The sequence below is a fragment of the Rhodococcus sp. 06-156-4 genome, assembly GCF_002259345.1.
Classification (GTDB): Bacteria; Actinomycetota; Actinomycetes; order Mycobacteriales; family Mycobacteriaceae; genus Rhodococcoides; species Rhodococcoides fascians_E.
This window is the reverse complement of record NZ_NPGB01000031.1, coordinates 284,558-311,149: the sequence shown is the minus strand read 5'-3', so window position 1 is coordinate 311,149 and position 26,592 is coordinate 284,558. Positions and strand designations below refer to the sequence as shown.

Here is a 26,592-nt window from a genome sequence, read left to right as displayed (position 1 = left end):
CGCTAGGTTCGGCTCTGGGCGTACTGGACAACTCGGCGTGCCGATCGTGCGACGGCCTCGTCGATCAGACGTCCGTTCTTGTCGACGCCGACGCCGGATGTCGCCTGCGCAAGGGCCTCCAGGATCTCCTCGGCCTCCTGCACCGCCTCCGACGTCGGTACGAAGGCGTCCCGTACCGGGGCCACCTGGGCCGGGTGGATGCACGCTCGGCCGCGGAACCCCAGCCTGCGCAGTTCCACGGTGTCGGCAGCGAAGGCGTCGGTGTCGCGGAACTCGACCGAGACCGCGGCGAGGGGCGGCTCTAGCCCCGCTGCCGCGCTCGCGACAACGACCTGACTGCGTGCGAACAGCAACGCGCGACCGTCGTCGCCGGGCTCGATGGACAGGTCGGCGGCGAGGTCGACCTCGCCGATCTGCAGGAACCGCAGCCTCGGGCCCGTCGCGATCGCCGGTAGGGCGAGTAGCCCCTTTCCCGTCTCGATCAGCGCCGAGAGTTCCGCGTGCGGTGCGACCGTATCCAGAATGCGCGCGGCTGCTTCGATCTCCTCGAGCGATTCGACCTTGGGTAGCCAGATGCCGGTGAGGTTCGGGCCTGCAACCGCACGGATGTCTGCATCCTGCAGAGCACCCGGATTCACCCGCACCCAGATCTCGACCTGCCCCGGTTCGCAGGCGGCCAACCACGCGGCGACGGTACTGCGCGCCTCGTCCTTGTTCGACGCGACGACTGCGTCTTCCAGGTCCAGGACCACGGCATCGGCTCCGGATCTCGACGCCTTGTCGAACCGAGCAGGTACGTCGCCCGGGACGTACAGGAACGTCAGTGCGGTCATCCGATCACTCCGTGGCCTGCCACGAGTGCCTTGGCGATGACGGTGCGCATGATGTCGTTGGTTCCTTCACCGATCGCCATCAGTGGGGCATCTCGGTACAACCGCTCGACCACGAATTCCGTGGAGTATCCGTAGCCGCCGTGGATGCGCATCGATTCCAGACTGGCTTCGATCGCGGTTTCGGAGGCGAAGTACTTGGCCATCCCGGCTTCCATGTCGACGCGTTTTCCCGAATCGGCCTGCGATGCAGCCCAGTACGTCATCAGCCGCGCGGCTTGCAACCGTGTCGCGATGTCGGCGATCTTCAGTTGGATGGCCTGGAAGTCCGCGATGGGTTGGCCGAATGCGGTGCGTTCCTTCGCGTACTTCAGTGCGGCATCGTAGGCAGCCTGGGCGATTCCGACGCTGCGGCCCGCGATGTTGAGTCGCCCGATCTCCAGCCCGGACAGCGCCTGCTGCAACCCGCGACCCTCGACACCACCGAGGAGGGCGGACGCTGGAACGCGGACGTCCTGGAGGTGGATTTCGCACGACTCGGTGCCCTTGTAACCGAGCTTGCCGAGATCGCGCTGTACTTCGAATCCCTCGGTCTCCGTGTCGATCAGCAACAGACTCATGCCTTTGTGCGCTGGATCGGCGGTGTTGTCGGTTTTCACCAGCGTCGGCAGGACGTTGGCGTAGCGGGCGTTGGTGATCCACGTCTTGGTCCCGTTGACGATGTAGTGGTCACCGTCGCGCTTGGCGGTCGTCCGAATTCCCTGCAGGTCGGTACCGGCACCGGGCTCGGTGAGGCCGACGCCGGTGCGATACACACCTGCCGCGAGTTTGGGAAGCAACTGTTCCTTCTGCTCCTGGGTACCGTGCTTGGCGATCATCCAGCAGGACAGGTTGTGACTGCCGAGGATGCCCGCCACACCCATCCACCCACGTGCGAGTTCCTCGTAGACCAGCGTGAAGGACACCTTGTCCAGGTCCAGTCCGCCGAACTCCTCGGGAGTGGTGATTCCGAACAGGCCCATCGCTTTGAGATGTTCGACGATTTCCGTCGGGTATCGGCCGCTGCGCTCGTATTCGCTTGCAACCGGGATGATTTCCTTGTCGACGAACTTTCGCAGTGCGGATCGAAAGTCCTGCTGTTGCTCGGTGAACGTGAAATCCATGACGTGTCCTAGGAGTCGGTTGTTCGGGAGATCTCCGCGGCCAGATCGAGCACGCGGGTCAGGTCGGGTTCGAGTTCGAGATTCGCGACGATGTCGGCCAGCTCGGCGGCGCGTGAATGTTCACCACAGTTGGCCAGGAACTTCGCGCGCAGTTCGTCGTCGGTCAACGGTGAACTCGGCGTCCCCCGGCTGCCACCGACCTCACCGGTGAGCGTGGAACCGTCGCGCAGGGTGATGACGGCCTTGCCCGGTGCCGCGGCGGCCGGACCGTCGGTGGGCGCGTCGATCACCTCGACCGCCTTGGCGATCTGCAGAACATCACTGCGCGAGATCGACTCGTCGGTGTAGGTCGCGATGGTCACCGACCCGTCGACGAGCAACGCGGCCACACTCCACGGCAAATCGAACTTGGCATCGTAGGTACTCCGCGGTGCGGCCGTACCCGCGTGCTCGCCGCACACGAAGGGAGACGAATCCGGATGCACGTGCACCTGCACCGACACGATGTCCGACGGGTCGACGACGGTTCCTGCCGTCGCTGCGGTCACCGCATCGAGGGTCACGTGCATGAGCTGGCATGCCGGGTACGGTTTGATGCCGATCTGCGCTGCTTCCCAGCGTGTTCCGAGGTCTTCGGTCAGCACGGCGAAGTCGACGGGCCGATCGGCAAGGGCCGCGTACACGCCTCGGCGACCGTCGAGCACGGTGCGCGGTCCGGTGGCCCCGGCAGCGGCGAGACGAGCAGCGAGGATGCCGTCGACACTGGCGCTACCCGGGTGCAGCGACTTGGTGTCCGCTGCCGTGTCGAGGAATTCGAGGAGCCCGCCGCTCGACGATCCGGCGATACCCAGTGCGTCGACGACGGTGTCCTCGCGCGAGCCGACGAGTTTCGATGCCACCACAGCTGCGGCGAGTGGTCCTGCTACCGCAGTGGCGTGCAGTCCCCGTGCATGGAATCCGTGCGGACTGACGGCGCCGAGTCGGCACACCGTCTCCATTCCGATCACCGACGCCGTCACCACCTCGGCACCCGTCGCGCCTACTTCCTGGCCGACGGCCAACGCTGCGGGAAGCACCACTGCAGTGGCATGCACGAGCCCGCCGGCGTGGGTGTCGTCGAAATCCAGTGCGTGCACCAGTATTCCGGTCGCCATGGCAGCGGCGGGCGCCGAGAGTGCGACGTCTCCGCTGAGCGCTCGGGCTTCACCCGGCCCTCCGAGTGCGTGCGCGACGGCCCACCCGGGAGCGCCCGCACCCAGCCTCCGCGCGGCGATGGCGTCGCCGATCCCGTCGAGGAGGTGCCGTTTCACGGCGTGGGCGACGGCATCCGGGACATCGTCGGAACCGAAGGAAACAACCCACCCAGCAAGGGTTTCCGATGCCGTTCTCATACGGTGCTTCCCACTGCCGTCTTCCCGAATGCGCCGCTGCGGCGCAGATCGGCGACTGTCTCGGCGTCGTAGCCGAGCGAGTCGAGCACCTCGTCCAAGTGTTCTCCGCGAAGTGGGGCGCGGGTGTAGACGGCAGGCTCGCTGCCGAATCGAACGGGCGATGCGACCTGTTTGATCGTGCCGAGATTCGGGTGTTCGGTCTCCACGATGAGGCCGCGAGCGAGAGTGTGCGGCTCGGTCAGCGCCTCCGCGATGTCGTTGATCGGTCCGGACGGCACACCCGCCGGTCCGAGCAGCGAAAGCCAATGGGCCACGGACTCCGTCGCGAAGATCTTCTCCAGTATCGGCAGGAGAGCGTCGGCGTTCTTTCCGCGTTCGGTGAAGTTCGCGAACCGCGGGTCCGACGCCAGGTCCGGCGCACCGATGGCCTCGACGAGGCGCTGCCAGAACTTCTCCTTCGCACAACCGACCACGAGCCAACCGTCGGACGCCTCGAAGGCCTGGAACGGAACGAGCGACGGATGAGCCGAGTTCTTGGTCCGGACCGGCTCGAAACCTTCGTTGAGGTGCCACGTGGCCGGATAGGTCAGCAGTCCCATGGCCGTGTCGTACAACGACAGATCGCAGTCGCCGCCGACGCCGTCACGCCGTGCCGCATGAAGGCCGGCGAGAATGCTGATGGCGGCCACGAACCCACCCGAGTAGTCGACAAGGGACAGACCTGATTTGGTCGGTGGACCGTCGGGATCACCGGTGACGGACATCCACCCGGCCAAGCCTTGGAGAATGTAGTCGTACCCGGGTTCCTTCGCGCGCGGGCCGGTCATACCGAACCCGGTGAGGCTGCAGCACACGATGGCGGGATTGAGATGCTTCAGGTCGTCGTAGGTGATGCCGATCTTCGCCGGCACGTCGCCGCGGAGGTTGGAGTAGACGACGTCGCTTTCTCGCACCAAGTCCTCGAAGACGCGGCGTCCGGACTCGGTGTTCAGGTCGATGGAGATACTGCGCTTGTTCCGGTTGAAGGTCTCGAAGAACAACGAGTCCTCCCCCGACGCATACGGAGGCACGTACCGCCCCACGTCGCCTCCGACACCGGGGTCCTCGACCTTGAGGACGTCGGCGCCGAGGTCCGCCAGGTGGAGGCTGCCGAACGGGCCGGCACCGTACTGCTCGAGCGACAAGATCCGTACGTCTTCCAGTGGTCTCATTTCGCCACCCCGTTGGTTCCGGTCGAGACGAGGGCCGACAGTTCCAGCGGCCCGGCCTTGGCGTCGGGAAAATAGTTCTGGCCGATTCCGCTTGCGCGAGTGGCGATCATGACCGACCGCTTCCAGGAGATGATTTCGTCGCCGTCCTGATTCAGTCCGCGCGTGATCATCGAGATGATCCCGGCGTACGGCCGGGACTTGGATTCGCGTTTGTCCGTGCAGAGGCTTTCCGCGTACAGGGTGTCGCCTGCGTACAGCGGGTGACTCATCTTGATGTCGGTGAACGCGAGATTGGAGATCGCGTTCTGACTCATGTCGAGCACCGAGATACCGAGAACAACGGCGACGGTGAGCCCGGAATTGACGATCACTCGCCCTTCGGTGATCGGATTCTGTTCTGCGACATGCGCATTGAAGTGATTCTGGTTCGTGTTCATCGAAAGCAGCGTGATCCACGTGTTGTCGGCTTCGCTGATGGTGCGACCGAGCGGATGCTGATACACGTCGCCGACGACGTAGTCCTCGAAGAATCGTCCGAGCGTTGCGGGGTGAGTTGCCACGGTGCCTCCTCAGGCTTGGGCTGTAGCGTTGCTCACACCATAAACATCAGATGATTAACGAGTCAAGAGCTCGATCGATCCCGCCCCAGGGTGAATCGGACCATCCTCGCGGCCCCGCAGGCTCACCTTGACGACGTAAACGTCTTATGTTTAAAGTTGGACATCTGTTACTTACGTCTCATTCACCACCGTGAGTGGCCGAGGTCATTGCGGCGACGCTCCGCCGCTCGAATCCGCAACAAGTCTACGAGGCCTGCCATGTTCCTTCATCGAACCGCCGCCCTGTCGGTGGCGTTGACACTCGCTCTCGGACTCACCGCCTGTGGGTCGGATCCGGGCCCCGACGCCGACCCCGAGAACCCCGTCACCATCGACGTCACCGTGTCCGCAGCCGCGGAGATCTACAGCATCCCGTGGCTCGTCGCCCAGCAGCAGGGCCTCTTCGAGAAGCACGGGGTCATCGTCGAGAACATCGTGCCGGGCAAAGGCGGCAGCGCCACGATGCGCACGCTGCTCGACGGGAACATCCCCATCGGCGAGGTCAGCTACCCCTCCATCGTCCAGGCCGACGCAGGCGGTTCCGAGCTCCGGATCGTCGGGGGCGGCACCCAGGGGCCATACCCCATGAATTTCTACGCGCTGGCATCGAATCCGTCGATCAACTCCATCGACGACGTTCGCCGGTGGGCGTACACCCGCCCCAATTCCGCCTCCGACGCGCTCACGCTTCTGCTACCCGACCTCGCCGGCGTCGATGCGAGCAAGATCGAACGGGTCTCGTCGGGAGGCATCGGTGAAGGCCTGGCCCTCCTGGAAGCGGGCTCCGTCGACATCGCGCTCATCCCCTCCATCGTCGCCGAGCAGCGTCCGGAGGACTTCAAGCTCATCGTCAGCAGCCCCGACTACATGCAGAGGTTTCTGCAGTCCACGATCACCACCACGAAGGACTACGCCGAATCCAATCCAGGTGTCGTCCGCGCCATCAACGCCGGATACACCGAGGCCGTGGCGTCGATCAAGGCCGATCCCGAAGCCGCGGCGCAGATCTACGCCGCCTACACCGGGTTCGACGCCGCGTCGGCACTGGCGGTGGTGGAACGCGCATCCTCGGTCGACACGTGGGGCGGCGGATTCGACCCGGCTTCCGTGACATCCGCACAAGCGGGCGTCGAGGCGTCGGGCAGCGACCGAGAACCCGACTTCTGCACTCTGTTCGACCCCGACTTCCTGGCCGACGGCGTCGCGCGCGACATGCCTGTCGACTGCACCACCTGATCTTCACTCCGCCTGCACGAGAGGGTATTCCACGTGACACAGACAGACGATCGACCACGCACCACCACCACACCGAACATCGCCGTCGCCGACTCGGTGTCCCGGCGTTTCGGAGAGGTGACCGCTCTGCACAACATCGACCTGACGATCGGACGGGGTGAGTTCGTCTCCATCGTCGGGCCCAGCGGTTGCGGCAAATCCACGCTGCTCGAAATCTTCGCGGGCCTGCAGGACCACGACGGGGGCACCGTCACCGTCGACGACCGTCCGCTCACCGGCCCACGGAGCAAGACCGCCATCATCTTCCAGGAATCGGCGACGCTTCCGTGGAGGACCGTCCGCGACAACGTCGCGTTCGCGCTCGAGGTCAAGGGCGTCGGAAAGAAGGAACGACGGGCACGCGCCGACGAACTGCTCGCCACCGTCGGACTGTCGAAGTTCGGCGACCATTTTCCGACGCAGTTGTCCGGCGGTATGCGCCAACGCGTCGCCATTGCCCGATGCCTGTCGATGGAACCCGATCTGATTCTCGCCGACGAACCGTTCGGCGCGCTCGACGAGCAAACTCGGCTCGTCATGTCCTACGAGCTGCTGAAGATCGTCGAAAAGCTCACGTGTGGAGTCCTGTTCATCACCCACAGCATTCAGGAGGCGGTGTTGTTGTCCGACAGGGTGCTCGTCATGAGCGCGCGGCCGGGCCGATTCATCGACGAGATGCCGATCGATCTTCCGCGGCCGCGGTCGGAGGACGTCTTGTCCAGCCCCGAGGCCATCACCGTTCACGAGCGAATCTGGTCGACTCTGCGGGACGAAGCCAAGAAGACGATGAGCGTGGAGCCATGACGACCACGTCCACTGCGGCAGAAACAACGCGACAACGCTCCGTCGTACCGGGTTATCTGCGTCCCGCACCGAAAGCCGTACTGAAGATTCCAGCTGCCGGCTGGACCGCAGCGGTCATCGTACTGGCTGTGCTGGTGGTGGAGATGTACGCACGCTCCCCGTTGGCCTCGCCACTCGACATCGTGCCGGTATCCGACATGGCCGCCACAGCCCTGCAGCTCATGACCGATCCGGATTTCCTCGTCGATGCACTCGGGCGGACCCTCGGCATCATCGTCGTCGCATTCGTTCTCAGTTCGCTGCTCGGGATCGGCGCGGCCTACCTGCTGTGGCGGTTCGATTTGTGGGACAGAGCATTCCAGCCCTACCTCAACGTGTACTACGCTGTGCCGACCTTCGCGCTGTACCCCATCATGGTCGTACTCTTCGGTAGCGGCATCGCCCCCATCGCCATACTCTCGACCATCTTCGCGTTCGGTGTCGTCGCGATGAACGCTCGTACAGGTTTCAACTCCGTCAGCCCCATCGTCGCCAAACTCGGGTCGACCTTGAGATTGACCCGGTGGCAGTACTTCCGGTCGATACTCCTGCCCTATGCATTGCCCAACATCGTCACCGGACTCAAGCTGGGCCTGTCCTACGCCATCATCTCCGTGCTCGCCAGCGAGTTCATCCTGTCGACCCAGGGCCTCGGTCACTACATCTCCATCGCCTACGACAGCTTCGACATCGCAGAGATGTACGCAGGAATCCTGGTCGTCACCGCTCTCGCCCTTCTCGCCACCCTCGGCATCTCCGCTGCCCTGAACCGATTCGATTGGAGGCGTCGCCGATGAGCACCGTGACCGCGAAGGTTGCCACCGCACCGAGTGCCGCACCGAAACGCTCCCCCTCGACGAAACCCAGCCTGCTGCGGCGGTTCGCACCCCCGGTCGTCGTCGCAGTCCTGGCTGTCGCTCTCTGGTGGCTCGCCGCCGTCGTGGCGAACAGCCTGATCTTCCCGACGCCCGCCGAGGCCATGTCTTCCCTCGCCGACGACCTCGGGAAAGCCGAATTCCGTGCGAACGTTCTCGATTCGTTGCGCATCCTCGCCCTCGGCTACCTCGCGAGCACCGTGGCCGGGTCGCTGCTGGGACTCGCTCTTGGAATCAGCCCGTTCTGGACGCGGTCGATCCTGCCGATCTTCTACTCGATCAACAGTATTCCCAAGATCGTCCTGTACCCGATCTTCCTGTCGTTCCTCGGGATCGGCGAACTGAGCCGAGGCGGTTTCACGTTCTACGCGGCCTTCGTACCCATGTTTCTCGTCGCCGTCGAGAGCACCGCGTCGGTCCAGCAGATCCACCTGAAGATGGCGGCGTCGCTGCAGGTCGGCTGGCCACGGCTGATCCGTCAGATCGTCATTCCCTCGGCGCTGCCGGCGTTGGCCACCGGAATGCGCATGACGTTCGGGCTCGCGTTCCTGGGATTGCTTCTCGCCGAGATGTTCTCGTCGTCCAGCGGCATCGGCTACGAACTGCTGCGCAACGTCAGCCTGGTCCGCATGGAGAACATCATGGGCACCGTCGTACTGATCATGGTGATGGCGCTGCCACCCACCATCGCACTCCAATGGCTCGAGCACCGGATCACCGCCAAGTTCGGCGGATGACCCCGCGCGTCAGCGCAGGACATCCGTTCCGACGAAGGGCACCAACGCTTCCGGTACCCGCACGGTACCGTCGGCCTGCTGGTGGTTCTCGAGGATGGCGACGATCCACCGGGTCGTCGCCAGGGTGCCGTTGAGCGTCGCCGCGATCTGGGGCTTGCCGTTCTCGTCGCGGTACCGAACGCCGAGACGACGCGCCTGGAAGGTCGTGCAGTTCGAGGTCGAGGTGAGCTCGCGGTAGGCGTTCTGGGTGGGCACCCATGCCTCGCAGTCGTACTTGCGGGCGGCCGACGAACCGAGATCGCCACCGGCGACGTCGATGATGCGGTACGGAAGCTCCACCGCGGCAAGCATCTCGCGCTCGAACTCGAGCAGCTTCTTGTGCTCGGCCGCAGCGTCCTCCGGCTTGATGTAGGAGAACATCTCGATCTTGTCGAACTGGTGGACCCGGATGATGCCGCGGGTGTCCTTGCCGTAACTGCCTGCCTCGCGGCGGAAGCACGACGACCATCCCGCGTAGCGCTTGGGACCGTCGGACAGATCGATGATCTCGCCCGAATGATAGCCCGCAAGAGCAACTTCCGACGTTCCGACGAGATAGAGGTCGTCGGCTTCGAGCCGGTAGATCTCGTCCGCGTGCGCCCCGAGGAAACCGGTGCCCGCCATGATCTCCGGGCGCACCAGCACCGGCGGAATCATCATCGTGAAACCGTTCTTCACGGCTTTCTGCGCGGCGAGTTGCAGCATTCCCTGCTGCAGCAGAGCGCCGTACCCGGTCATGAAGTAGAACCGTGAACCGGACACCTTCGCGCCGCGTTCCATGTCGATCAGGCCGAGCGACTCGCCCAGTTCGAGGTGATCCTTCGGCTCGAAATCGAACGTCGGGATGTCGCCGACGGTCTCGAGCAGAACGTAGTCGTCCTCGCCGCCGGCGGGTGCGCCCTCCTCGACGATGTTGGAGATCTTGCGGGCCGCGACGTCGAGGGCCGCGTCGGCCTCGTTCTGCGTCGCCTCGGCAGCCTTGACCTGAGCCGCCAACTCGGACGCACCGGCCAGCAGAGCCGGGCGCTCGTCGGGAGACGCCTTGCCGACCTTCTTGCCCAGCGCCTTCTGCTCGGCGCGGAGTTGATCCCCGGCCAGCACAGCTGCGCGACGAGACGCATCCGCCTCGAGCAACGCGTCCACCAGTGAAGGGTCTTCACCACGTGTGCGCTGCGAGGCTCGAACTACGTCAGGATTCTCGCGGAGGAACTTGAGGTCGATCACGGAGACAAACCTTACTTGCCGAGCAACCCCAGGTAGTCCTCGCGTCCGAACATCCGAGCTGCATCGATCGCCGACGGGTGACCCCCTGCCGGGTCGGCACCACCGTCGACGAGCGCCTTCACGACGTCGTCCTCGCCCTTGAACACAGCACCGGCGAGCGGCGTCTGACCTTTGTCGTTGGGCCGATTCACGTCCGCACCCCGCTCCACCAGGGCATTCACCGTCGCCGCATGCCCGTGGTACGCCGCGAGCATCACCAACGTGTCCCCGGCAGAATTGTTCAGATCGACCGGAACACCCGCATCGACGTACGCCGTCAGCTCCTCGGTGTCCCCGGCACGAGCCATGTCGAACAGCCGTCCGGCGAGCTCGGCAACGTCGTCGGCGTCATCAGGTCCCGTCATGACAGTAGAAGTTACTCGGGCATGATGGAAGGCGATGTCCAGCAAGCCCGAGAAACCGAACCAGCGCACCGTCACCGCCCACGTCGCGCGTCGTGGCCTGGTGCTCGTCGCCATCGGCGCCGTCGCCGCCGCGGCGATCACCCTCTTCGTGTCCGACGGTTTCTCCCAGCCCGAGAAGATCACGACGCATTCCGAGGCAGGTCCCGCCACCGACGGCCCGGTGTCCGCGGCGTCCTTCGGCTCGGCCGACCCGGGCACCTGCCTCGACTGGACGCCGACCGACGACCCCGAGACCGACCGCCAGGATCTGGCGGAGGTCTCCTGCGCCGAACCGCACCGATTCGAGGTCGCCAAGGACGTCGACATGACCGCCTACCCGGGCCTCGAGTTCGCCCCGGGAGCCGCGTACCCCGGGGCCCTACGGTTCGGGCAACTACGCGACGAACACTGCATCGACGTCGTCGACGACTACCTCGGCACCAAGTTCGATCCGAGCGGCAAGTTCAGCGTCGGGCTCATGTTCCCCAGCCAGGCCGGATGGGCGTCGGGCGAACGAACGTTGCGCTGCGGAATCCAACAGTCCTCCAACACCGGCATCCCGCAGGAGATGAGCGGCTCGGTTCAGGGACAGGACCAATCGAACGTGTGGGACGTCGGAACCTGCATCGGCATCAACCAGAACGTCCCGGCCGACCCCGTCGACTGCGCCCAGGCACACGCCTTCGAAGTCGCATCGATCATCGACCTGCAGCAGCAGTTCCCCAGCGGCATCCCCACCGAAGCCGACCAGGACGCCTACCTCGAACAGACCTGCACCGAAGCCGTCAACGGCTACCTCGGCTCGGACACCGCGCTGCGAGACAAAACGCTCACGCTCTTCTGGAACACCATCGACGTCACCAGCTGGCTCGCCGGCTCACGCCAGGTGAGCTGCTCCATCGGCAAGGAACTCGACGAAGGCGGCTTCGCGACCATCGCCGGATCCGCGAAGGGCGACATCCTCATCAACGGTGAAGCCCCCGTGCCTCCCCCCGCCGCTCCCGACGGCCGCGCCCTCCCCACTCCGCTGCCCGGCGCAGCGCCGATCACTCCCGGAGGGTGACATTCCCACCCACATGACCCGCGCCGAGTTCGAAGAAGCCGTCGCCGACGCCCTCGACACCCTCCCGCCCGACATCACCGACCGCATGGACAACGTCGTCATCCTCGTCGAAGAAGAACACCCGACGGAAGACATCCTCGGCCTGTACGAAGGCGTCGCCCTCACCGAGCGCTACGAATACAGCGGACACCTACCGGACGTCATCACGATCTACCGGCTACCCATCCTCGACATGGTCGACGACGCCGACACCGCCAAACGCGAAATCGCCATCACCGTCGCCCACGAAGTCGGCCACCACTTCGGTATCGACGACGAACGTCTGCACGAACTCGGCTTCGGCTGACCCCCGGCCCAGCTGCGGGCGGGAGGCGCTAGGCCGAGACCGCTTCCCTGGTGGGCGAGGAGGTGCGGTCGGTGAGGAAGGCGAAGACCAGGCCGAGGCCGAGCCACAGTGTTGCCTGGGTCGCGAGGGACGACAGTCGGAATTCCCAGAGCAGGGTGGCGGGGAAGTCGTCGCCGACTTCGTTGATTCCGGGTAGTAGGACGTATCCGAGTGCCGCGATGACGAGGAAGGTCAGGGTCGGGGCTCCGATGCGGATGGCGACGGAGGTCTGGGTCGACACGAGCTTGGCGACGTAGACACCGATGCCGACGGCGACGAGTCCGAGAACCACTGCTGCCAGCCACAGCCAGGTTCGCTGGGTGATCGTGTCCGGGTCTCCGACGGCGGGTGGGTTCGCGGGGTACTTGAAGAACGGGACCGCTTCGATGGCCACCCACCCGAGGAACGCCGTCGCGAGCGCGAGGATCGATCCGGGCAGTGCGGTGAATCGTCGGGCGTAGTGCAGTACCGCGGCGAAGATCGCTCCCAGAGCGAGACCGGCCAGCCCTGTCGCGAGGAACAGTCCTGCGCGTTGTCCGTCGCGGCTGACGAGAGCGTCCTCCTCGTCGTGCGAGTGTCCGGCCGCGGCCTCTTCACCGTGCGAATGCTCGCCCGCGCCTGCGGCTTCTTCGATAGCGATGGCCGAGTCGATGTGTGGCTCACCGATGGTGAAGGCCACCGCACCGGCGAGTAATCCGGCGATCAGGCCTGCCAGCAGACCGCGCACGAGAAGTTGGATGAACGTGCCTCCGAGTGTGGTCAGTGGCACGGGAGCCCCAGCAGGTGGCGTCCGTCGTGCATCAACTCGTGCATGTACATCCCGCTGCGGGAGATGGCGCCCTGGTCGAAGCCGACCAGATAGAGCACGAGGAATGCGAGAAGGATGACCGCTCCCACCACGAGGGCGAGGGCCGCGGACTCCGCGGATCTGCTGGGATGGACGACTGTAGCCATGATTCGGTGTTGCCTCCTGGGATTGTGCGTCCCGTAGAAACGTCCACGACGTGTGAGTTTTCTGGCTGACAGGCCGGGACCTGCTCACAGTGGCGCAACCGCTCCGGATTTCCACCGGATTACCTGCACACGTCGCACTTACCCGCGAACTGTGGCACCGATCTCCTACAGCTGTCAATCGGAACTACAGTGACGCGCGTGGGCAATTCGGTGCTGCGACTGACGCTGGTCAGCCATGCCGTCACCGAAGCGCAGCGTCGGGCGCGCTTCGAATCGGACGAACCGGTCATTGCTCCTGTCGCCGTTCGGTATCCAGGTATCGCCGACGCAGTCGTGATCGCTCCCGAACTACGCGCCCGGCAGACTGCGGAGGGGCTCGGATTGACGGGGTCGACGACGCAGGCGATCGCGGACATCGACTACGGCGACTGGCGTGGCTCGACGATGGACCGACTCCCCGAGCCCGACGTTCTGGCGTGGCTGACGGACACATCGTTCACACCGCCCGGTGGCGAATCCGTCGACGATCTCTTCTCTCGGGTCACCGGTTGGATGGATCGTGTCGCCTCCGATCCGACGAGGGTCTGCGCGGTGACTCATCCCGCGGTGATCAGGGCGGCGGTCGTGAGAACTCTCGACGCACCGAGGCTGTCCTTCTGGCGCGTCGACATTCCGCCGCTGACCTCGACGACAGTGCAGTGTCGGGCGGGTCGATGGACCCTCCGCTCGGTCGCGGAAAAAATTAGCTGAGCTTTTTCTCGTTCTGCTGGAACCGATCGGGTTCCGGTCTCGTCCAATCCATACGAAGGGCGAATTCTCGGCAACGAGGGCCGCCGCATCGCGAGAACAACTTGAACGAGGAGTGAGCATGCCAGGTACCGTGCGGGTCGACCCTGTGGCCCTCGACGCTGCTGCCGCGGATCTCGATGCCGCGGCCGCGCGGTTGCAGGCGAACCTCACCGCGGTGTCACTGCCCATTCAACCGATTCCCTCCGGTAGCGAGGAAGTTTCTCTGCTCGCCAACCGGTTCTTCAGAAATTCGGCAGGCACGTTCTCCCCGGCCGCGGCCCAGGCGGTGGGCGAACTGATCGAGACGGCAGCTGCCCTCCGTGCGCAGGCGGCGGCCTACCGCAACGTGGAGTTCGAGCACGGAAAAGCGCTGGGCAGCTGAGAACCTCCGCGCGCCGAAGAACCTTCTTTCACGCCCACTCATCCTTGGGAGCAAAACGATGACACTCGGAGTCACCGGTGTGGTGTGGATGCCACGCTTGGCGATGGTCAACTCGACGTCGCTGTTGGCAGGTGCGGGCGCTGCTCCGTTGGCTGCTGCCGGCGGAGCCTGGCAGGCCGTCGCGGCTGCGTACGCGGACACCTCGATCACCCTCACTCGCGTGATGGCCGTTCTCGCCGCGGGGTGGGAAGGTGAGGCCGCCAATGCCGCTCAGGAGCGACTCGGTGGTTTTCTCGCCTGGACGCAAGGCGTCACGGCGAAGGCCACTCAGATATCCGGAATGGCTGCCGGCGAAGCCGCGGCGTACTCGACGGCCGCGCTGACCATGCCCAATCCCGTCGAGATCGGTGCCGTGCAGAGCGCCAAGATCGCCGCCTACGGTGCCGGTGGTGCGCTCAACGGGAGCGCCCAGGCGCTCGAAGTCGCCGAGCGCGCCCTCGACGTCCGGGCGGGCCTGGTCATGGAGGGTTACGAGGCCGCGACGACACCCCTTGCACTGCAGGTATCGTTCGACCATCCGCCGAAGATCGTCAACGACTCTGCCGTGAGCGGAGGCATCGACAGCGCGGGACGCCCCATCGACTCCGCACGATCTCATTCGGAGACAGGCATATTCGGCTTCAGCACCAACACGTCCCCGGCTCAGGCAGCTCTCGCCGCCGTCGGTTCCGCGCTGCAGAATCCCGCGTTGGCCGGTGCCGCAGGCCAGATTGCGAGCACGGCAGGTTCGGTCGCCGGGTCGTCGGTCACCACCGTGGCATCGGCGGCAACCAACATCGGCAGCGCCGCGGTGTCGTCGCTGATGAGCTCGAACTCCAGTTCCACCGGGCAGGCGTCGACCCCTGCCTCGTTCAGAACAGAGTCCCCGACGGCGGGGACGACGTCCACCCGTGCGGTGTCCGCGTCGAACGTCGGCGTGCCGGGCGCTGGTGGGCTGCGCTCGGGCAGCGGATTCGGTTCGGCTGCAGGTTCACTCGGGAGTCCGGTCGCAGGGTCGCCGAGCTCGGGCCCCGGGGTGGGCGGCGAACGCGCAGTCGGTACCGGGTCCATGTTCGGCTCTGCCGCGCCGGACGGCGCCGCGGCGGCACGCGGAGCCCACGGCCCAGGACCCGTCGGCGCAGGCCACAGCAGCAACAACGAAGACGACGAACACGACACACCCGGTTATCTACGTCAGTTCGAGCATTTCTCCGACGGGCGCACGGTTGCTCCCTCGGTGATCGGGGCCGATCCGTCCTGGAACGATCGTTGATCGACTTGGGAACCCAACCGCTCGGCCATACTCTCCCGTTCGCCGAGTTGGACGCGGACAGAACGGATTTCCTCGTCGACAGTTTGAGCATCGTCGAGTTGCCCGTCGTTCTCGACGTGTTCCCTCGCTACGACTCGTTCGAGAAGAAACACGAATCGCTCGCACGCGGTCATGCCGGCCTGGTGCAGGACAATCTGATTGTCGACGGCTTCATCCACCCGGACCTGGAGGCATGGCTCCGGATGCTCGAGCAGCCACGATGGTACGTATCGGCGCGTCGGGTCCCCACGCCGTACACGGAGGACAGTCCGATCCTACGAATCTGCCTGGCAGCCAACAGCACCGGCACCGTGATCGCAACCAAGACGGAAGGCCGTCTACGGCTGCGGATCGCAGCTGCCGACCCGGCCGTCGAGCTGTTCACCGAGCTCGGTAGTGGCCGGCCGTTGGAATTCCGTGGATTGTCGGCTCCGACGGACGGACTCGCGGAGGCCCTCGACGCTGCGCCTACCGACTCCGGGGCCACGGCATCCCGCCTGGCCCACCTCGGAATCGACGCCGACGTGGCCCAGGAGGTGGCGTCGGCGATCAGTATGTGTTCGGCACAAGCCGAGATCACCTCGGTCACCGTCGAATCCGGCAACAGATCGGCAGGCGCTCACCCCGTCGCCTTCTTCGACACCCCGCGGGGACGGATCGCCGCGACGTCCAGCAGCGCTGCCGACGGGAGCCACTGGACCACCCTGTCCGCCGGCACCGACACCCGCATCAGAGCGGCCCTGTCCGAACTGATCGACAGGGCGCGCTGATCGACAGGCCGCTCTAGGAGATCGGGTTGTCCGCGGTCGTGCTTCCCTTGCCTTCGAACGGCGGCAGGAACGTACCCCAACGCTCGCAGGTCCAACCTGTTCCCGACGGCACCAGCTCGACGGTCTCGGTGTTGTCCAGATGGTTGTCCGCGGCGAATGTGCCGTCGACACCGGCGAGTACGGCGGCGACCAACCGGATCACGGCGCCGTGGCTGACCACAACGACATCGGCGGAATCCGGGGACGTCAGGTACTGCTCCCGCAGCTCGTCGAGAACCGGCACGTATCGGTCGAGGATACTGCGCCCACTGTCCCCGCCAGGGACCGTGGCGTCGAGATCGCCTGCGTGCCAACGGCCGTAGATCTCAGTGAAGCCCTTGTGCGCGGCGTCGTCGCTCCGGTCCTCCCATTCCCCTGCCTGCGCCTCGTGAATACCTTCGCGCTGCTGGGGATCGAGTCCGGTGGCATCACCGATGTGCGTCGCTGTCTGCACGGCACGGATCGCGAAGGAAGAGACGAGAACGCTCGGAGGTGTCGACGCGATCGAGGCGCCGTAGCGCCTGGCTTGTTCGTGACCGTGATCGGTCAGCTGCGCCCCCGGAAGCTTCGTGTCGAGGAGCTTGTCCACGTTGGAGAACGTCTGTCCATGACGGACGAGTACGAGCTTGCCCGTCATCGATCCTCCTCTTCGTCTCGGTGCGCACCCCCGCGAAGCGCACTCAACCATTCGATCTCCTCCTCCAACGACGGAGGACGGTGCCCTGTTCCCGTCGCGACGGACCAAGATCCGAGGAACCGCAATTTCATCTTGCGGTGCAGTGCACGCAGTGCCTCGCCGACGGCTTCGTCGTCGATGTGACCGGCGAGGTCGAGGTAGAACCAGTAGGTGCCGAATTGCTCACGCGTCGGACGTGATTCGATGCGTGTGAGATCGATGTCCCTGATGCCCAATTCCGCAAGAGCCCGGTTGAGCACGCCGGGAACGTTGTCCGGCATCAGCACCAACGCGGTGCGATCGGCACCGGTTCGCGGTGGTGCGGATCTCGGAGGCGCGACGAGCACGAACCTGGTGCGCGCGTTGTCGACGTCGGCGACGCCCGCGGCAAGCGTCGGCAATCCCGTTTTCTCGCCGGCCAGCGGCGTGGACACCGCCGCGTCGGCCAGCCCGGCCGCAACATCCTCCGCCGCAGCGGCATTCGAGGAGGCGAATTGCACCTCCGCACCCGGGATCGTGGCGTCGATCCATTGCCGAACCTGCGCTGCGGCAATCGGATACGCACGGATCGTACGAACATCGGCGAGCGCGACACCGGGCGCGCCGAGAATCGAGAACGCGACGTCCACCTCGGTTTCGGCGAGAATCTGCAGCCTGCTGCCCGCGCCGAGAGCGTCGAGAGTGGGTGAGACCGAACCCTCGACGGAACTCTCGATGGGCACCACCGCTGCATCGACGTCGCCTGCGCGGACCGCGTCGAGCGACGCCGGCGGACTACCGAGTGGACGTCGTTCGATATCTCCGACGAAACCGAGATCCGCGAAGACGCCCTGCGCTTCGAACTGGCCGAGTGCCATCTCGGTGAATGTTCCCGATGGACCGAAATACGCGATTGTGGGCACGGAAGACGAGATTACGCCGACGGTGCCGGAACCAAGCCCGCTGCCGCGAGATCGTGATGCGCGGCGGTGGCGTCGTCGACCTCGATGCCGAGAAGTACCGTCCGCACCGCCTCCGCGGCCTCGGGCCTCAATGCCGCCAACGCGGCCGTGTCGGGGTTCGCCCATGCGGTGGCGATGTCGTCACCGCGCAGGGCTGCGACGGTGGCGGACAGCAACGCGATGACCTCGGAACCCGACCGAGCCCGCGCGAAGAATCCGCCGTCGGCGTGGGCGACGACGGCGAGCACGTCGGCGACCTGCCGCGGCGACGCCGACGCGATCAGACCGGGGGATACGGTGTGCTTCGACGATCTGCGTGACCGCGTCGAGTGTCGGTCCGTCACCGAGGTCGGGAAACAGAACCAGCGGCGACGGGACGCGCAGGGCGGTGGCGTCGTCGATGGTCTCGGCGTCGACGTCGAGGTGGAACCGGACGGCTTCGTAGACGGCGCGGGATCTTCGGAGTTCCTCGGGATCGATGTCGAGGTCGACGACGAGTCTGCCGAGCGCAGGTTCCCCCGGATGGTCGCGCAACACCGATGCGGACACGATCGCCGGTCCGCTCGTCACCTCGTCGGCATCGCGCTCGACGCGCTCGGAACTGCGGGAACACTGGTGGAGGAGGCCGGCGACGAGGGCCCCCGGTTCCGGTCGGTGGGGCACGCCCAGGGTCAGGGGAATGGACACGGCTCTCACGCTAGCGCGGAGGAATTTTCGTCGTGCACTTGCGATACCGGCTCCCGTCATTTAACTTAGGTTTGCCTCACCTACTAGCAACCGCATCGGAGGAGCCCATGATCGGCGCCACGACGACCGGACCGTCGACCGCAGAACGAGTCCGCAGCGCTTGTGCGCGTGCCGAGGGTGCGGCTCTGGCGATCGAAGGCAGCGAACCCGTCGTCACGAGCCTTCACCACCTGCGGTCCAACGGTGAAGTAGTGCTTGCGGTGCCCAGCGATTCCGCTACCGGCGCCATTGCGTGGCAGTCGACCCGTGCAGGGGTCCCGGCTGTCCTCGAACTGACCGATCACGCACCACTGGCGTTGCGTGAGCCGGTTCGTTCGCTGGTGTGGCTGCGCGGCGAGCTACGGCCCGTGCCCGAGTCGCTGATGCGACCCATGGCCGGTGCCGTTGCCGCCGAGCACCCACACCCCGCACTGCTCGACGTCGGACATTCGACGGTGTTGCTGCGGCTGATCCTCACCTCGGCCGTCGTCGCGGACAGCACCGGCGCCGAGCCGGTTGCCGTCGACGACCTGCTCTCCGCCGAGCCGGATCCGTTCTGGGAGATGGAGACCAGCTGGCTGCAACACCTCGACGAGGACCATGCAGACCTCGTCAACCAACTTGCCCGACGCCTCCCGCCGTCGCTGCGACAGGGACGCATCCGGCCTCTCGGCATCGATCGCTACGGCATCCGGTTGCGCATCGAAAGCGACTACGGGGACAACGACGTTCGGCTCGGTTTCGCCGAACCCGTCGACGACACCATGGCGCTGAGCCGCGCGCTCCGTGTACTCGCTGGGTGCCCGTTCCTGAACGGATTGCGCGCACGGGGTTAGCTCATACTTGATTCGTGATCGATCTGAAGGGCTGGATCAACCCGCCGAACGTGCCCGACGGCCCTCCGTTGGATCCGCGAGAACGACGAGCGATCAAAATCGAGATCGTCATCGTTCTGCTGGTGACGTTCGGCCTCAGCGGCGCGAGCAGCATCCTCTCGCTCGTGGAAGACGCCCTGCTCGCGGGCAGTCTGTCCGACCGATCGGTAGCGCTGAACACGTCGAACTCCTCCCTCGGTGTCATCGATCTGCTGTACCAGGTACTGCGCATCCTGCGACTGTGCGCGTGGGGAGCCCTCGGTCTGTACCTACTGTGGCGCGCCGGGCTGGGACCGAGGCTCGTCGGGCTCGCGACACCGAAGCTCGGCAAGGACCTGCTCGCCGGCATCGGGCTCGCCGCGCTGATCGGCCTGCCAGGCCTGGTGTTCTACCTCGTCGGAAACGCCGTCGGACTCAATCTCACCGTTGTCCCCAGCACGATCGACGACACCTGGTGGCGCATTCCAGCCCTCGTGGCCTTCGCCTTCGCCAACTCCGGCGCCGAGGAGATACTCGTCGTCGCCTACCTCATCTCCCGATTGCGAAAGCTCGGACTCGGCGAGAACTCCTCACTGCTGCTCTCCGCCCTGCTCCGCGGCTCATACCACCTCTATCAGGGCCTCGGAGCCGGCGTCGGGAACTTTCTGATGGGCCTGGTGTTCGGACGGTTCTGGCAGAAGACCAACCGTCTGTGGCCACTGCTCGTCGCCCACGCCCTCATCGACATCGTCGCTTTCGTCGGCTACGCCCTCCTCCGCGACCATCTCTCCTGGCTACCCTAGATTTGTAGGTACATTCGACGGGTGAACGACGACGACCGCAGAAGACGAGGCACCCCGCCACAGGGTCCACCTGCTGCGCCTCGAAATCCAGGGCGTCGTACACCCCCGCCCGGCTACCGGCCTCCGCCGCCGGCCGGCTCTCTGCCCCCGCCCGGTCATCGTCAGCCGCCGCCTCCGGTCGATCGCCGGCCACCTCCCGCCGGCGGCCGACCACACGACGGCTACCGGCCGCCCCCTCCCGGCCCTCGCCCGCCGCTCCCACCGCGGCAGGAGGGCACTCAGATCATTCGACGCGACGGCCGGCCGGACTCGCACCGGCCACCGGCATCGCAGCAGGCGTGGTCGCAGGCACCCGAGCCGGGAGTCGTCTCCCGCGACCGCACCGCCGGATACCGCCCGACCGAGCAGTACCCGCCTCGTGACAGAGCCGATCGCTACGACGGCGATCACGCGCCGCGGCAGACTCCCCGGCCGTACGTCGAGGAACCTCCACGCCGCCGGACTCCGCCGCCCCCGCAGCGGGCCCTGCGCCGCCCCGAGCCCGCGAAGCCTCCTCGGGTTCGCAAGAAACGGCACTGGGGTCGACGCTTCGGCCTGACGTTCCTGGTGCTGCTTCTGATCGTCGGCGGACTGGTCTACTACGTCGACAGCTCGCTCACCCGGGTCGACGCGCTCACCAGCTACGACGGGCGCATCGCGGACACACCGGGAACCAACTGGCTGCTCGTCGGCTCGGACTCTCGAACCGGCTTGACGCCCGAGCAGGAGGCCTCGCTGTCGACGGGTGGCGAGACCGGCCCGTCGCGCACGGACACGATCATTCTCATCCACATTCCCGAGGGTGGTGGCGCCACGACAATGGTCAGCCTCCCGCGTGACTCGTACGTGTCCATTCCCGGTTACGGCCAGGACAAGCTGAATGCGGCATTCGCGTTCGAAGGCGCGCCTCTGCTGGTCCAGACGGTGGAAGGCGCGACGGGTCTACGCATCGACCATTACGCCGAGATCGGTTTCGGTGGCTTCGCGGGGATCGTCGACGCTGTCGGCGGCGTCGACGTCTGCCTGCAGAACGCGATTTCCGATCCCCTCGCCGGGATCGACCTGCCCGCCGGATGCCAGGAGCTGGCCGGATCGGACGCTCTCGGATTCGTTCGCACCCGCGCGACCGCGCTCGCCGACATCGACCGCATGAACAATCAGCGCCAGTTCATGTCCGCCCTGCTGGACAAGGCGACGAGTCCGTCGACATTCCTCAACCCGTTCCGTCTGTGGCCGCTGGTCAAGGACGCCGCCGGATCCCTCAGCGTCGACGACGGCGATCACATCTGGAATCTCGGCTCGCTCGCCTGGGCCATGCGCGGAGACCTCGTCACGACGACGGTGCCCGTCGCTGGATTCGAGAACACCGACGTCGGCAACGTCCTGTTGTGGGATTCCGACCGCGCCTCGCAGTTCTTCGGACTGCTGGCCGACGACCAGCAGATCCCGGAGGACCTCAGGACGTCAGGGCCCTGACGCAGGAGTGGAGCCTGCGGAACGACCGGGGGTGCTGTCACAGGAGTGGAGCCTGCGGAACGACCGGGCGCGAGCAACCCCCAGCGGTAATCTGGGGTGCATGACTTCGAGCGACGGCAGCAACGCTTTTCACGACCTTCTTCGCGCTCAGGTGCGTCACGAGTTCACGGCGTCGCAGCAGTACATCGCGATTGCGGTGTGGTTCGAGACCAATGATCTCCCCCAGCTCGCGGCGAGGTTCTACGCGCAGGCGGCCGAAGAGCGCGGGCATGCCCTGATGATCGTGCAGTACCTCATCGACCGGAAGGTGAAGGTCGGAATCTCCGGGATCGGCGACGTCGTCGACGAGTTCGACCGGGTCGCCCAGCCAGTCGAGTTGGCGCTGGCCCAGGAGAAACAGGTGACCGAGCAGATCACGGCCCTTGCGCGCACGGCACGGGACAACGGTGACTACATCGGCGAACAGTTCATGCAGTGGTTCCTGCAGGAGCAGGTCGAGGAAGTGGCCAGCATGAGGAGCCTGCTGAACATCGTGCACCGGGCAGGCAATCAACTGTTCGACGTCGAGACGTACGTTGCGAGGGAGACCGCCGCGCGAGTGAACCGCACCACAAACGCCCCCAAACAGGCCGGCGCAGTATGACTTTTTCGCTGGTCATAGTCAAGAATTAGGGCCCTCTTATTTAGGCAACCTTGACCTCAATAAGGGTGAACTTGGGTGACAATAGCCTCTGACCTGCATATTCTCTTCACCATGAGCGCAGACGTCAAAGAAACCAACCATTCCAAATTCCACGCACTCCTCCGCGATCAGATCCGGAACGAGTTCAACGCTTCGCATCAGTACATCGCCACCGCGGTCTACTTCGCCAACACCGACCTGCCGCAGTTGGCCAAGCACTTCTACGCGCAGGCCGTCGAAGAGCGCAACCACGCGATGATGATCGTCCAGTACTTCCTGGACCGCGACATCACCGTCGAGCTCACCGGAGTCGACGGCGCCAAGTCCGTCTTCACCGACGCCCGCGAGCCGATCGCTCTGGCCCTGGCCCAGGAAGAGACCGTCACCGAGCAGATCATCGCGCTCGCGAGCACCGCACGCGAAGAGGGCGATTACCTCGGCGAGCAGTTCATGCAGTGGTTCCTCAAGGAGCAGGTCGAGGAAGTTGCGAGCATGAAGACGCTGCTCAACGTCGCGGACCGTGCCGGACACAACCTGTTCGACCTCGAGCAGTTCGTTGCTCGTGAGTACAGCAACACTGTCCCCTCGGACAGCGGTGCACCTCAGGCTGCCGGCGGCGCCATCTAAGTCGCGCGTCCCGCGCTCGTGAGTGGAAATGTGTCCTGGGGGACACATTTCCACTCACAACGGATCACCTCAGCGTCACCTGACGCCCACGCAGTCCGTCGCGCGACCGCCGCTGCTCCGAGGTCAGCGGCGCATCCACAGCCAGAGCCTCGGCAAGCTTGTTTCCGAACCGAACAGTGGGCGCGACCCATTCCGTCGGGTGCATCTCCGGATCCAGATCGAACACCGGCACGAGCAGCCCGTGCGTCCGGAACGAACCGGCGTATCGCGAGCCCTCGCCGAGCGTCAGATCACCGGCAGCGTGCAGACGCGCCAACGCGAGCATCAGATCGTCCTCGCTCTCCGGACGAACCCACCGCAGATGCGCTTTGTCGCCCGCATCGACCCACCACGCAGCAGTCAGGCCCTCACCTTCGAGGCGAGCCGACGGCATGATGGCTCCATTCGCACGCTCCACCGTCGCCGCGACATCGGCAGCGGGCTCAGCGCCCTCGGGAAGCCACCAGTTGAAATCCTGATGCACCGTGATGTCGAGTTCCAGCGTCGGATCCAGCACCTCCGACAGCGCAGGAGTGTTGCCGTCCGGCCCCGCGGACTCCAACGACTCACCCGGCTGCGCGATGGACGCCCACGACAATGCACTGGACAGATCAGCAGCGACATTCGGCGAATGCACCTGAACCTGCAGGCCAGCAAAGCCCCGCACGTCGCCGCTCTCCTCACGCACCAGCGCCGCAACCGCACCGGGCAACACCGTCGCCACCGTCAGCGTGCGACCGTCGACCACAACCGGTGCCGTCGCCGACGGAACGAACTCCCGCATCGCAACGAGATCGCACTCGGCCCGCACACCATGGAACGGCCGCACCGGCGCCGCGGACAGGTTCTCCCGCTCGGCCGCGCGCTGAGCAAGCTTCGCTGCGCGGTTACTGTCCTGCTTCGGACCACTGTTTCTTTTACTCTTACCCACGCCCGAAACCTACAGGGTCACCCCACCTGCACGTCCAGCAAGCCCAAAGCTCCAGCTCACTCCGCAGGCTCCGCTCCTGCCTTACCCGGTCACTCCGCAGGCTCCGCTCCTGCCCCACCGAGTCACTCCGCAGGCTCCGCTCCTGCCCCACCGAGTCACTCCGCAGGCTCCGCTCCTGCCCCACCGAGTCACTCCGCAGGCTCCGCTCCTGCCAACCAAGCACGGGTGCGCGCTGGGTTGTTGGTGGCAATCCACCCGACGCCCAGTTCACGGCACAGGTCGACGTCGGCCTTGTCGTCGACGGTCCATACGTACGTCGCGCGTCCCGACGCCGCCGCGCGGTCGACGATCGACGGGTGCTCGCGCAGGCTTTTGATCGACGGTCCGACTGCCGTGGCTCCGACGGTGGTCGCGGCACCTCCCCCGAGGTAGTGCGACGAGTCGCCGAGAAGAACTGTCGGCAGCATCGGCGCGGCTCGTCTGATTCGCCAGACAGCGGTGGCCGCGAAGGACATGATCACTGCGCGCGAATGGTCGGCGGACGCAGGTTGGCCGATGCCGAAGCGGTGCAGCTCCGCCAGCACCTTGCTCTCGATGAGCGACCCGTAGCGCACCGGATGCTTGGTTTCGATGAACAGCTTCGTCGGTTTGGACGTCCAGTCCAGCACCAGCTGAATCAGGTCGCTGAGTGTCAGCAGATCGGCGGGCTCGGCGCCGTCGCCGTAGTCGTAGCCCTTGAGGGTGTCGTAGTCCAGCTCGCTGACGATTCCGGTACCGGAGGACGTGCGGTCGATTCTCCGGTCGTGCACGCACACGATGTGGCCGTCGCGGGTCAGCCGAACATCGCACTCGAGGCCGTCGGCTCCGTCGCGTAGCGCAAGGTCGTAGGCAGCCAGCGTGTGCTCTTTCTTCTCCGCCGACGCTCCGCGATGCGCAACGACGAACGGTCCGCGACGATCTCCGCTCACGACGCCGCCGCCTTCTCCGTTTCGGTTACCGAACGTGACGTTCGGTCACTCTGAGTGACCGAACGGTTCATTCGGTCCGGGAGGGGGGCGTCGGCGACGGTTTCACGTGGAACCGACATGACCCATCGCGTCGGCGAGGGTTTGTGGGTGCCGCGCCAGCCGAGGCCGTCGATGCTGTGGAGGAGGTGGACGGTCCAGAGGGCGGTGAGGACGCCCACCAGGGCGACGATGGCGGAGAGCAGTACGCCGTCGGCCTGAGCTTGGAGGGAGTCGCGCAGCCGCCAGAGGGATGCGGCGACGACGAGTGCCCAGTTCAGGACCCACAGTCCCCACCAGATGCGGATGTCACGGACCAGGCGTGGCTTGTCGACGCCGGCTTTGGCGTCGGCCAGCTCGGTGAGAAAGACTCCGGGGAGTGCGAGAGACAGCACCGGAACGAGTGTTCCGACGAAGAGGGTGCGCGACGAGCGTGGGTCACGTGTTCCGGCTCTCTCGAAGAAGATTCGTCGTCGATCCACCAACCAGCATGCGGAGCCGACGGCGGCGGCGATTCCGATGACGATCGACGCGGTCTCGGCGAACAGCACCACCGCGTCGGACGTCACGAGCGTCGTCTGCCCGACGAGGCGTGTGCGGTTGTACAGCAGGATTCCGTACCGAAACAGCTCCGCTGCTGCGGCGAGGCCGAGTAGCGATGCGGCGAGCACCAGCAGACCGGGTGCGGCGCCTGCCCAGCGTCGAAGTCGCGGTTCCCGTTCCTGGACGTTCGATACGGGCTGGTCGATGAGACCCCAGCGCGGGATCTCGTCGTACTTCGGTGTCGCGGTGCGGCGTGGATGCGACGAGCCGGCCGGCCGCGAGGTCTTGTTCCGCGGCTTCTTGGCGACCCAGCGGAAGTTGCGGGTTCCGGTTGCGGGCGCTTGCGCCGACACCGGGGACAGCAGCACGCCGTGGCAGCGCGGACACCACACCGCCGGTCGCGTTCCGACGGGCCACCGCGTCGCGCAGCGGGCACAGACCTGAAATGCGGACACTAGACGATTCTCGCCTCGGCGCCGTCGTCGCGCACGAGTGGACGGCCTGCGTGCTGCCACGCCGACATGCCGCCGTCGACGTTGGTGGCTTCGTATCCGATCTGCGCGAGGTATTCGACGACGCGGAGCGAGCGCCCCCCGGCCTTGCAGACGACGTACAAGTCGGCGTCGGCGTCGATCTCGCCGATGCGGGACGGCACTTCGGCCATCGGAATGTGCACGGCGCCGGGAGCGTGTCCCTGCTGCCATTCCTCGTTCTCGCGGACGTCGAGCAGAATCACCGACTCGCTCAGCTCGGTGGGCAGCTGGGCGACGGTCACTGAGGGCAGATCCGGGGCAGACACAAAACGATCTTGTCACGCAATCCACCGGCCCTGCCACCCGTTCCCTGTGGATAGAGCAAGGAAGTTATCCACACTATCCACAGACCGAT

Annotated in this window: 32 protein-coding genes; 15 read left to right on the top strand and 17 right to left on the bottom strand. The window is 65.7% G+C overall.

All coding sequences use genetic code 11. The annotated features are described in order from the left end of the window. Positions 1-2: 2 nt before the first annotated feature. From CH290_RS24025 to CH290_RS24005, 5 genes are read right to left on the bottom strand one after another with little or no spacing between them, the layout of a single operon-like run. The gene (locus CH290_RS24025; RefSeq protein WP_033189355.1) at positions 3-833 is read right to left on the bottom strand and encodes an HpcH/HpaI aldolase/citrate lyase family protein; all 831 of its coding nucleotides are present in this window, start codon (positions 831-833) and stop codon (positions 3-5) included. Then, a complete protein-coding gene (locus tag CH290_RS24020) occupies positions 830-1,993 on the bottom strand; it encodes an acyl-CoA dehydrogenase family protein (RefSeq protein ID WP_020111785.1) in 1,164 nt (387 codons plus the stop codon). Before CH290_RS24020 ends, CH290_RS24025 begins: the two co-directional genes overlap by 4 nt. 8 nt (positions 1,994-2,001) lie before the next feature. Continuing rightward, on the bottom strand, positions 2,002-3,384 hold the full coding sequence (locus CH290_RS24015; protein WP_033189356.1) for an MmgE/PrpD family protein: 1,383 nt from the start codon (positions 3,382-3,384) through the stop codon (positions 2,002-2,004). Further along, complete coding sequence (locus tag CH290_RS24010; protein ID WP_019667103.1) at positions 3,381-4,595, bottom strand: CaiB/BaiF CoA transferase family protein; 1,215 nt, start codon at positions 4,593-4,595, stop codon at positions 3,381-3,383. The genes CH290_RS24015 and CH290_RS24010 overlap by 4 nt, the downstream gene beginning before the upstream one ends. Continuing rightward, complete coding sequence (locus CH290_RS24005; protein WP_019667102.1) at positions 4,592-5,155, bottom strand: MaoC family dehydratase; 564 nt, start codon at positions 5,153-5,155, stop codon at positions 4,592-4,594. The genes CH290_RS24010 and CH290_RS24005 overlap by 4 nt, the downstream gene beginning before the upstream one ends. A 258-nt stretch (positions 5,156-5,413) precedes the next feature. Here CH290_RS24005 and CH290_RS24000 point away from each other — a divergent pair, with 258 nt between their 5' ends. From CH290_RS24000 to CH290_RS23985, 4 genes are read left to right on the top strand one after another with little or no spacing between them, the layout of a single operon-like run. Beyond that, on the top strand, positions 5,414-6,430 hold the full coding sequence (locus tag CH290_RS24000) for an ABC transporter substrate-binding protein (protein WP_019667101.1): 1,017 nt from the start codon (positions 5,414-5,416) through the stop codon (positions 6,428-6,430). Between the two features lie 33 nt (positions 6,431-6,463). Beyond that, positions 6,464-7,273 (top strand): ABC transporter ATP-binding protein, encoded by an 810-nt coding sequence (locus CH290_RS23995; protein ID WP_019667100.1) that lies wholly within the window; start codon positions 6,464-6,466, stop codon positions 7,271-7,273. Continuing rightward, a complete protein-coding gene (locus CH290_RS23990; protein WP_033189357.1) occupies positions 7,270-8,109 on the top strand; it encodes an ABC transporter permease in 840 nt (279 codons plus the stop codon). The genes CH290_RS23995 and CH290_RS23990 overlap by 4 nt, the downstream gene beginning before the upstream one ends. After that, positions 8,106-8,924: an ABC transporter permease gene (locus CH290_RS23985; RefSeq protein WP_033189358.1), complete on the top strand. Its 819-nt coding sequence runs from the start codon at positions 8,106-8,108 to the stop codon at positions 8,922-8,924. Before CH290_RS23990 ends, CH290_RS23985 begins: the two co-directional genes overlap by 4 nt. A 9-nt stretch (positions 8,925-8,933) precedes the next feature. On the opposite strand, the gene serS is transcribed toward CH290_RS23985, so the two are convergent. Both serS and CH290_RS23975 read right to left on the bottom strand, forming a co-directional pair. Continuing rightward, positions 8,934-10,187: a serine--tRNA ligase gene (serS, locus tag CH290_RS23980; RefSeq protein ID WP_019667097.1), complete on the bottom strand. Its 1,254-nt coding sequence runs from the start codon at positions 10,185-10,187 to the stop codon at positions 8,934-8,936. An 11-nt stretch (positions 10,188-10,198) separates the two neighbouring features. Continuing rightward, on the bottom strand, positions 10,199-10,591 hold the full coding sequence (locus tag CH290_RS23975; RefSeq protein WP_019667096.1) for an ankyrin repeat domain-containing protein: 393 nt from the start codon (positions 10,589-10,591) through the stop codon (positions 10,199-10,201). A gap of 34 nt (positions 10,592-10,625) precedes the next feature. On the opposite strand from CH290_RS23975, the gene CH290_RS23970 reads away from it, so the two are divergent. Together CH290_RS23970 and CH290_RS23965 are read left to right on the top strand one after the other, a co-directional pair. Continuing rightward, positions 10,626-11,693 carry a septum formation family protein gene (locus tag CH290_RS23970; RefSeq protein WP_019667095.1) on the top strand — a complete coding sequence of 356 codons (1,068 nt, stop codon included), beginning with the start codon at positions 10,626-10,628 and terminating at the stop codon, positions 11,691-11,693. A gap of 13 nt (positions 11,694-11,706) precedes the next feature. Further along, a complete protein-coding gene (locus CH290_RS23965) occupies positions 11,707-12,039 on the top strand; it encodes a metallopeptidase family protein (protein WP_019667094.1) in 333 nt (110 codons plus the stop codon). A 28-nt stretch (positions 12,040-12,067) separates the two neighbouring features. Here CH290_RS23965 and CH290_RS23960 read toward each other — a convergent pair whose 3' ends face one another. Next, a complete protein-coding gene (locus CH290_RS23960) occupies positions 12,068-12,847 on the bottom strand; it encodes a CbtA family protein (protein WP_020111781.1) in 780 nt (259 codons plus the stop codon). Beyond that, the gene (locus CH290_RS23955) at positions 12,838-13,032 is read right to left on the bottom strand and encodes a CbtB domain-containing protein (RefSeq protein ID WP_019667092.1); all 195 of its coding nucleotides are present in this window, start codon (positions 13,030-13,032) and stop codon (positions 12,838-12,840) included. Before CH290_RS23955 ends, CH290_RS23960 begins: the two co-directional genes overlap by 10 nt. Before the next feature lie 198 nt (positions 13,033-13,230). On the opposite strand from CH290_RS23955, the gene CH290_RS23950 reads away from it, so the two are divergent. From CH290_RS23950 to CH290_RS23935, 4 genes are all read left to right on the top strand, one after another. Beyond that, positions 13,231-13,782 (top strand): histidine phosphatase family protein, encoded by a 552-nt coding sequence (locus tag CH290_RS23950; protein ID WP_019667091.1) that lies wholly within the window; start codon positions 13,231-13,233, stop codon positions 13,780-13,782. 118 nt (positions 13,783-13,900) lie between these two features. After that, on the top strand, positions 13,901-14,203 hold the full coding sequence (locus tag CH290_RS23945) for a PE domain-containing protein (protein WP_170947524.1): 303 nt from the start codon (positions 13,901-13,903) through the stop codon (positions 14,201-14,203). Between the two features lie 58 nt (positions 14,204-14,261). Next, on the top strand, positions 14,262-15,515 hold the full coding sequence (locus tag CH290_RS23940; protein ID WP_230620991.1) for a PPE domain-containing protein: 1,254 nt from the start codon (positions 14,262-14,264) through the stop codon (positions 15,513-15,515). A 5-nt stretch (positions 15,516-15,520) separates the two neighbouring features. Further along, positions 15,521-16,324: an ESX secretion-associated protein EspG gene (locus CH290_RS23935; RefSeq protein WP_230620992.1), complete on the top strand. Its 804-nt coding sequence runs from the start codon at positions 15,521-15,523 to the stop codon at positions 16,322-16,324. 13 nt (positions 16,325-16,337) lie between these two features. Here CH290_RS23935 and CH290_RS23930 read toward each other — a convergent pair whose 3' ends face one another. From CH290_RS23930 to CH290_RS23920, 4 genes are read right to left on the bottom strand one after another with little or no spacing between them, the layout of a single operon-like run. Continuing rightward, entirely contained in the window at positions 16,338-17,000 is a 663-nt protein-coding gene (locus tag CH290_RS23930) for a histidine phosphatase family protein (RefSeq protein ID WP_019667087.1), read from the bottom strand. After that, positions 16,997-17,941 (bottom strand): prephenate dehydratase, encoded by a 945-nt coding sequence (gene pheA, locus CH290_RS23925; RefSeq protein ID WP_033189361.1) that lies wholly within the window; start codon positions 17,939-17,941, stop codon positions 16,997-16,999. Before pheA ends, CH290_RS23930 begins: the two co-directional genes overlap by 4 nt. An 11-nt stretch (positions 17,942-17,952) precedes the next feature. Beyond that, positions 17,953-18,156 carry a hypothetical protein gene (locus CH290_RS30810; RefSeq protein ID WP_249277818.1) on the bottom strand — a complete coding sequence of 68 codons (204 nt, stop codon included), beginning with the start codon at positions 18,154-18,156 and terminating at the stop codon, positions 17,953-17,955. Beyond that, a complete protein-coding gene (locus tag CH290_RS23920; protein WP_249277817.1) occupies positions 18,122-18,667 on the bottom strand; it encodes a hypothetical protein in 546 nt (181 codons plus the stop codon). Before CH290_RS23920 ends, CH290_RS30810 begins: the two co-directional genes overlap by 35 nt. 107 nt (positions 18,668-18,774) lie before the next feature. On the opposite strand from CH290_RS23920, the gene CH290_RS23915 reads away from it, so the two are divergent. From CH290_RS23915 to CH290_RS23895, 5 genes are all read left to right on the top strand, one after another. After that, the gene (locus tag CH290_RS23915; RefSeq protein WP_019667084.1) at positions 18,775-19,542 is read left to right on the top strand and encodes a DUF2470 domain-containing protein; all 768 of its coding nucleotides are present in this window, start codon (positions 18,775-18,777) and stop codon (positions 19,540-19,542) included. A gap of 14 nt (positions 19,543-19,556) precedes the next feature. Continuing rightward, entirely contained in the window at positions 19,557-20,363 is an 807-nt protein-coding gene (locus CH290_RS23910) for a CPBP family intramembrane glutamic endopeptidase (RefSeq protein WP_019667083.1), read from the top strand. Between the two features lie 21 nt (positions 20,364-20,384). Continuing rightward, complete coding sequence (locus tag CH290_RS23905) at positions 20,385-21,878, top strand: LCP family protein (RefSeq protein ID WP_371828585.1); 1,494 nt, start codon at positions 20,385-20,387, stop codon at positions 21,876-21,878. A gap of 100 nt (positions 21,879-21,978) precedes the next feature. Beyond that, positions 21,979-22,521 carry a ferritin gene (locus CH290_RS23900; RefSeq protein WP_019667081.1) on the top strand — a complete coding sequence of 181 codons (543 nt, stop codon included), beginning with the start codon at positions 21,979-21,981 and terminating at the stop codon, positions 22,519-22,521. Positions 22,522-22,632: 111 nt separating this feature from the next. Further along, positions 22,633-23,187: a ferritin gene (locus CH290_RS23895; protein ID WP_019667080.1), complete on the top strand. Its 555-nt coding sequence runs from the start codon at positions 22,633-22,635 to the stop codon at positions 23,185-23,187. Between the two features lie 64 nt (positions 23,188-23,251). Here the strand turns inward: CH290_RS23895 and CH290_RS23890 are convergent, their stop codons facing one another. The 4 genes from CH290_RS23890 to CH290_RS23870 all read right to left on the bottom strand — a co-directional run bounded on the left by CH290_RS23890 (position 23,252) and on the right by CH290_RS23870 (position 26,479). After that, positions 23,252-24,157 (bottom strand): DUF5926 family protein, encoded by a 906-nt coding sequence (locus CH290_RS23890; protein WP_033189363.1) that lies wholly within the window; start codon positions 24,155-24,157, stop codon positions 23,252-23,254. A 188-nt stretch (positions 24,158-24,345) separates the two neighbouring features. Continuing rightward, positions 24,346-25,125 carry a glycerophosphodiester phosphodiesterase gene (locus CH290_RS23880; RefSeq protein ID WP_019667078.1) on the bottom strand — a complete coding sequence of 260 codons (780 nt, stop codon included), beginning with the start codon at positions 25,123-25,125 and terminating at the stop codon, positions 24,346-24,348. Then, a complete protein-coding gene (locus CH290_RS23875; RefSeq protein WP_196250054.1) occupies positions 25,122-26,159 on the bottom strand; it encodes a DUF4328 domain-containing protein in 1,038 nt (345 codons plus the stop codon). Before CH290_RS23875 ends, CH290_RS23880 begins: the two co-directional genes overlap by 4 nt. Next, on the bottom strand, positions 26,159-26,479 hold the full coding sequence (locus CH290_RS23870; protein ID WP_020111775.1) for a rhodanese-like domain-containing protein: 321 nt from the start codon (positions 26,477-26,479) through the stop codon (positions 26,159-26,161). The genes CH290_RS23875 and CH290_RS23870 overlap by 1 nt, the downstream gene beginning before the upstream one ends. Positions 26,480-26,592: the final 113 nt, after the last annotated feature.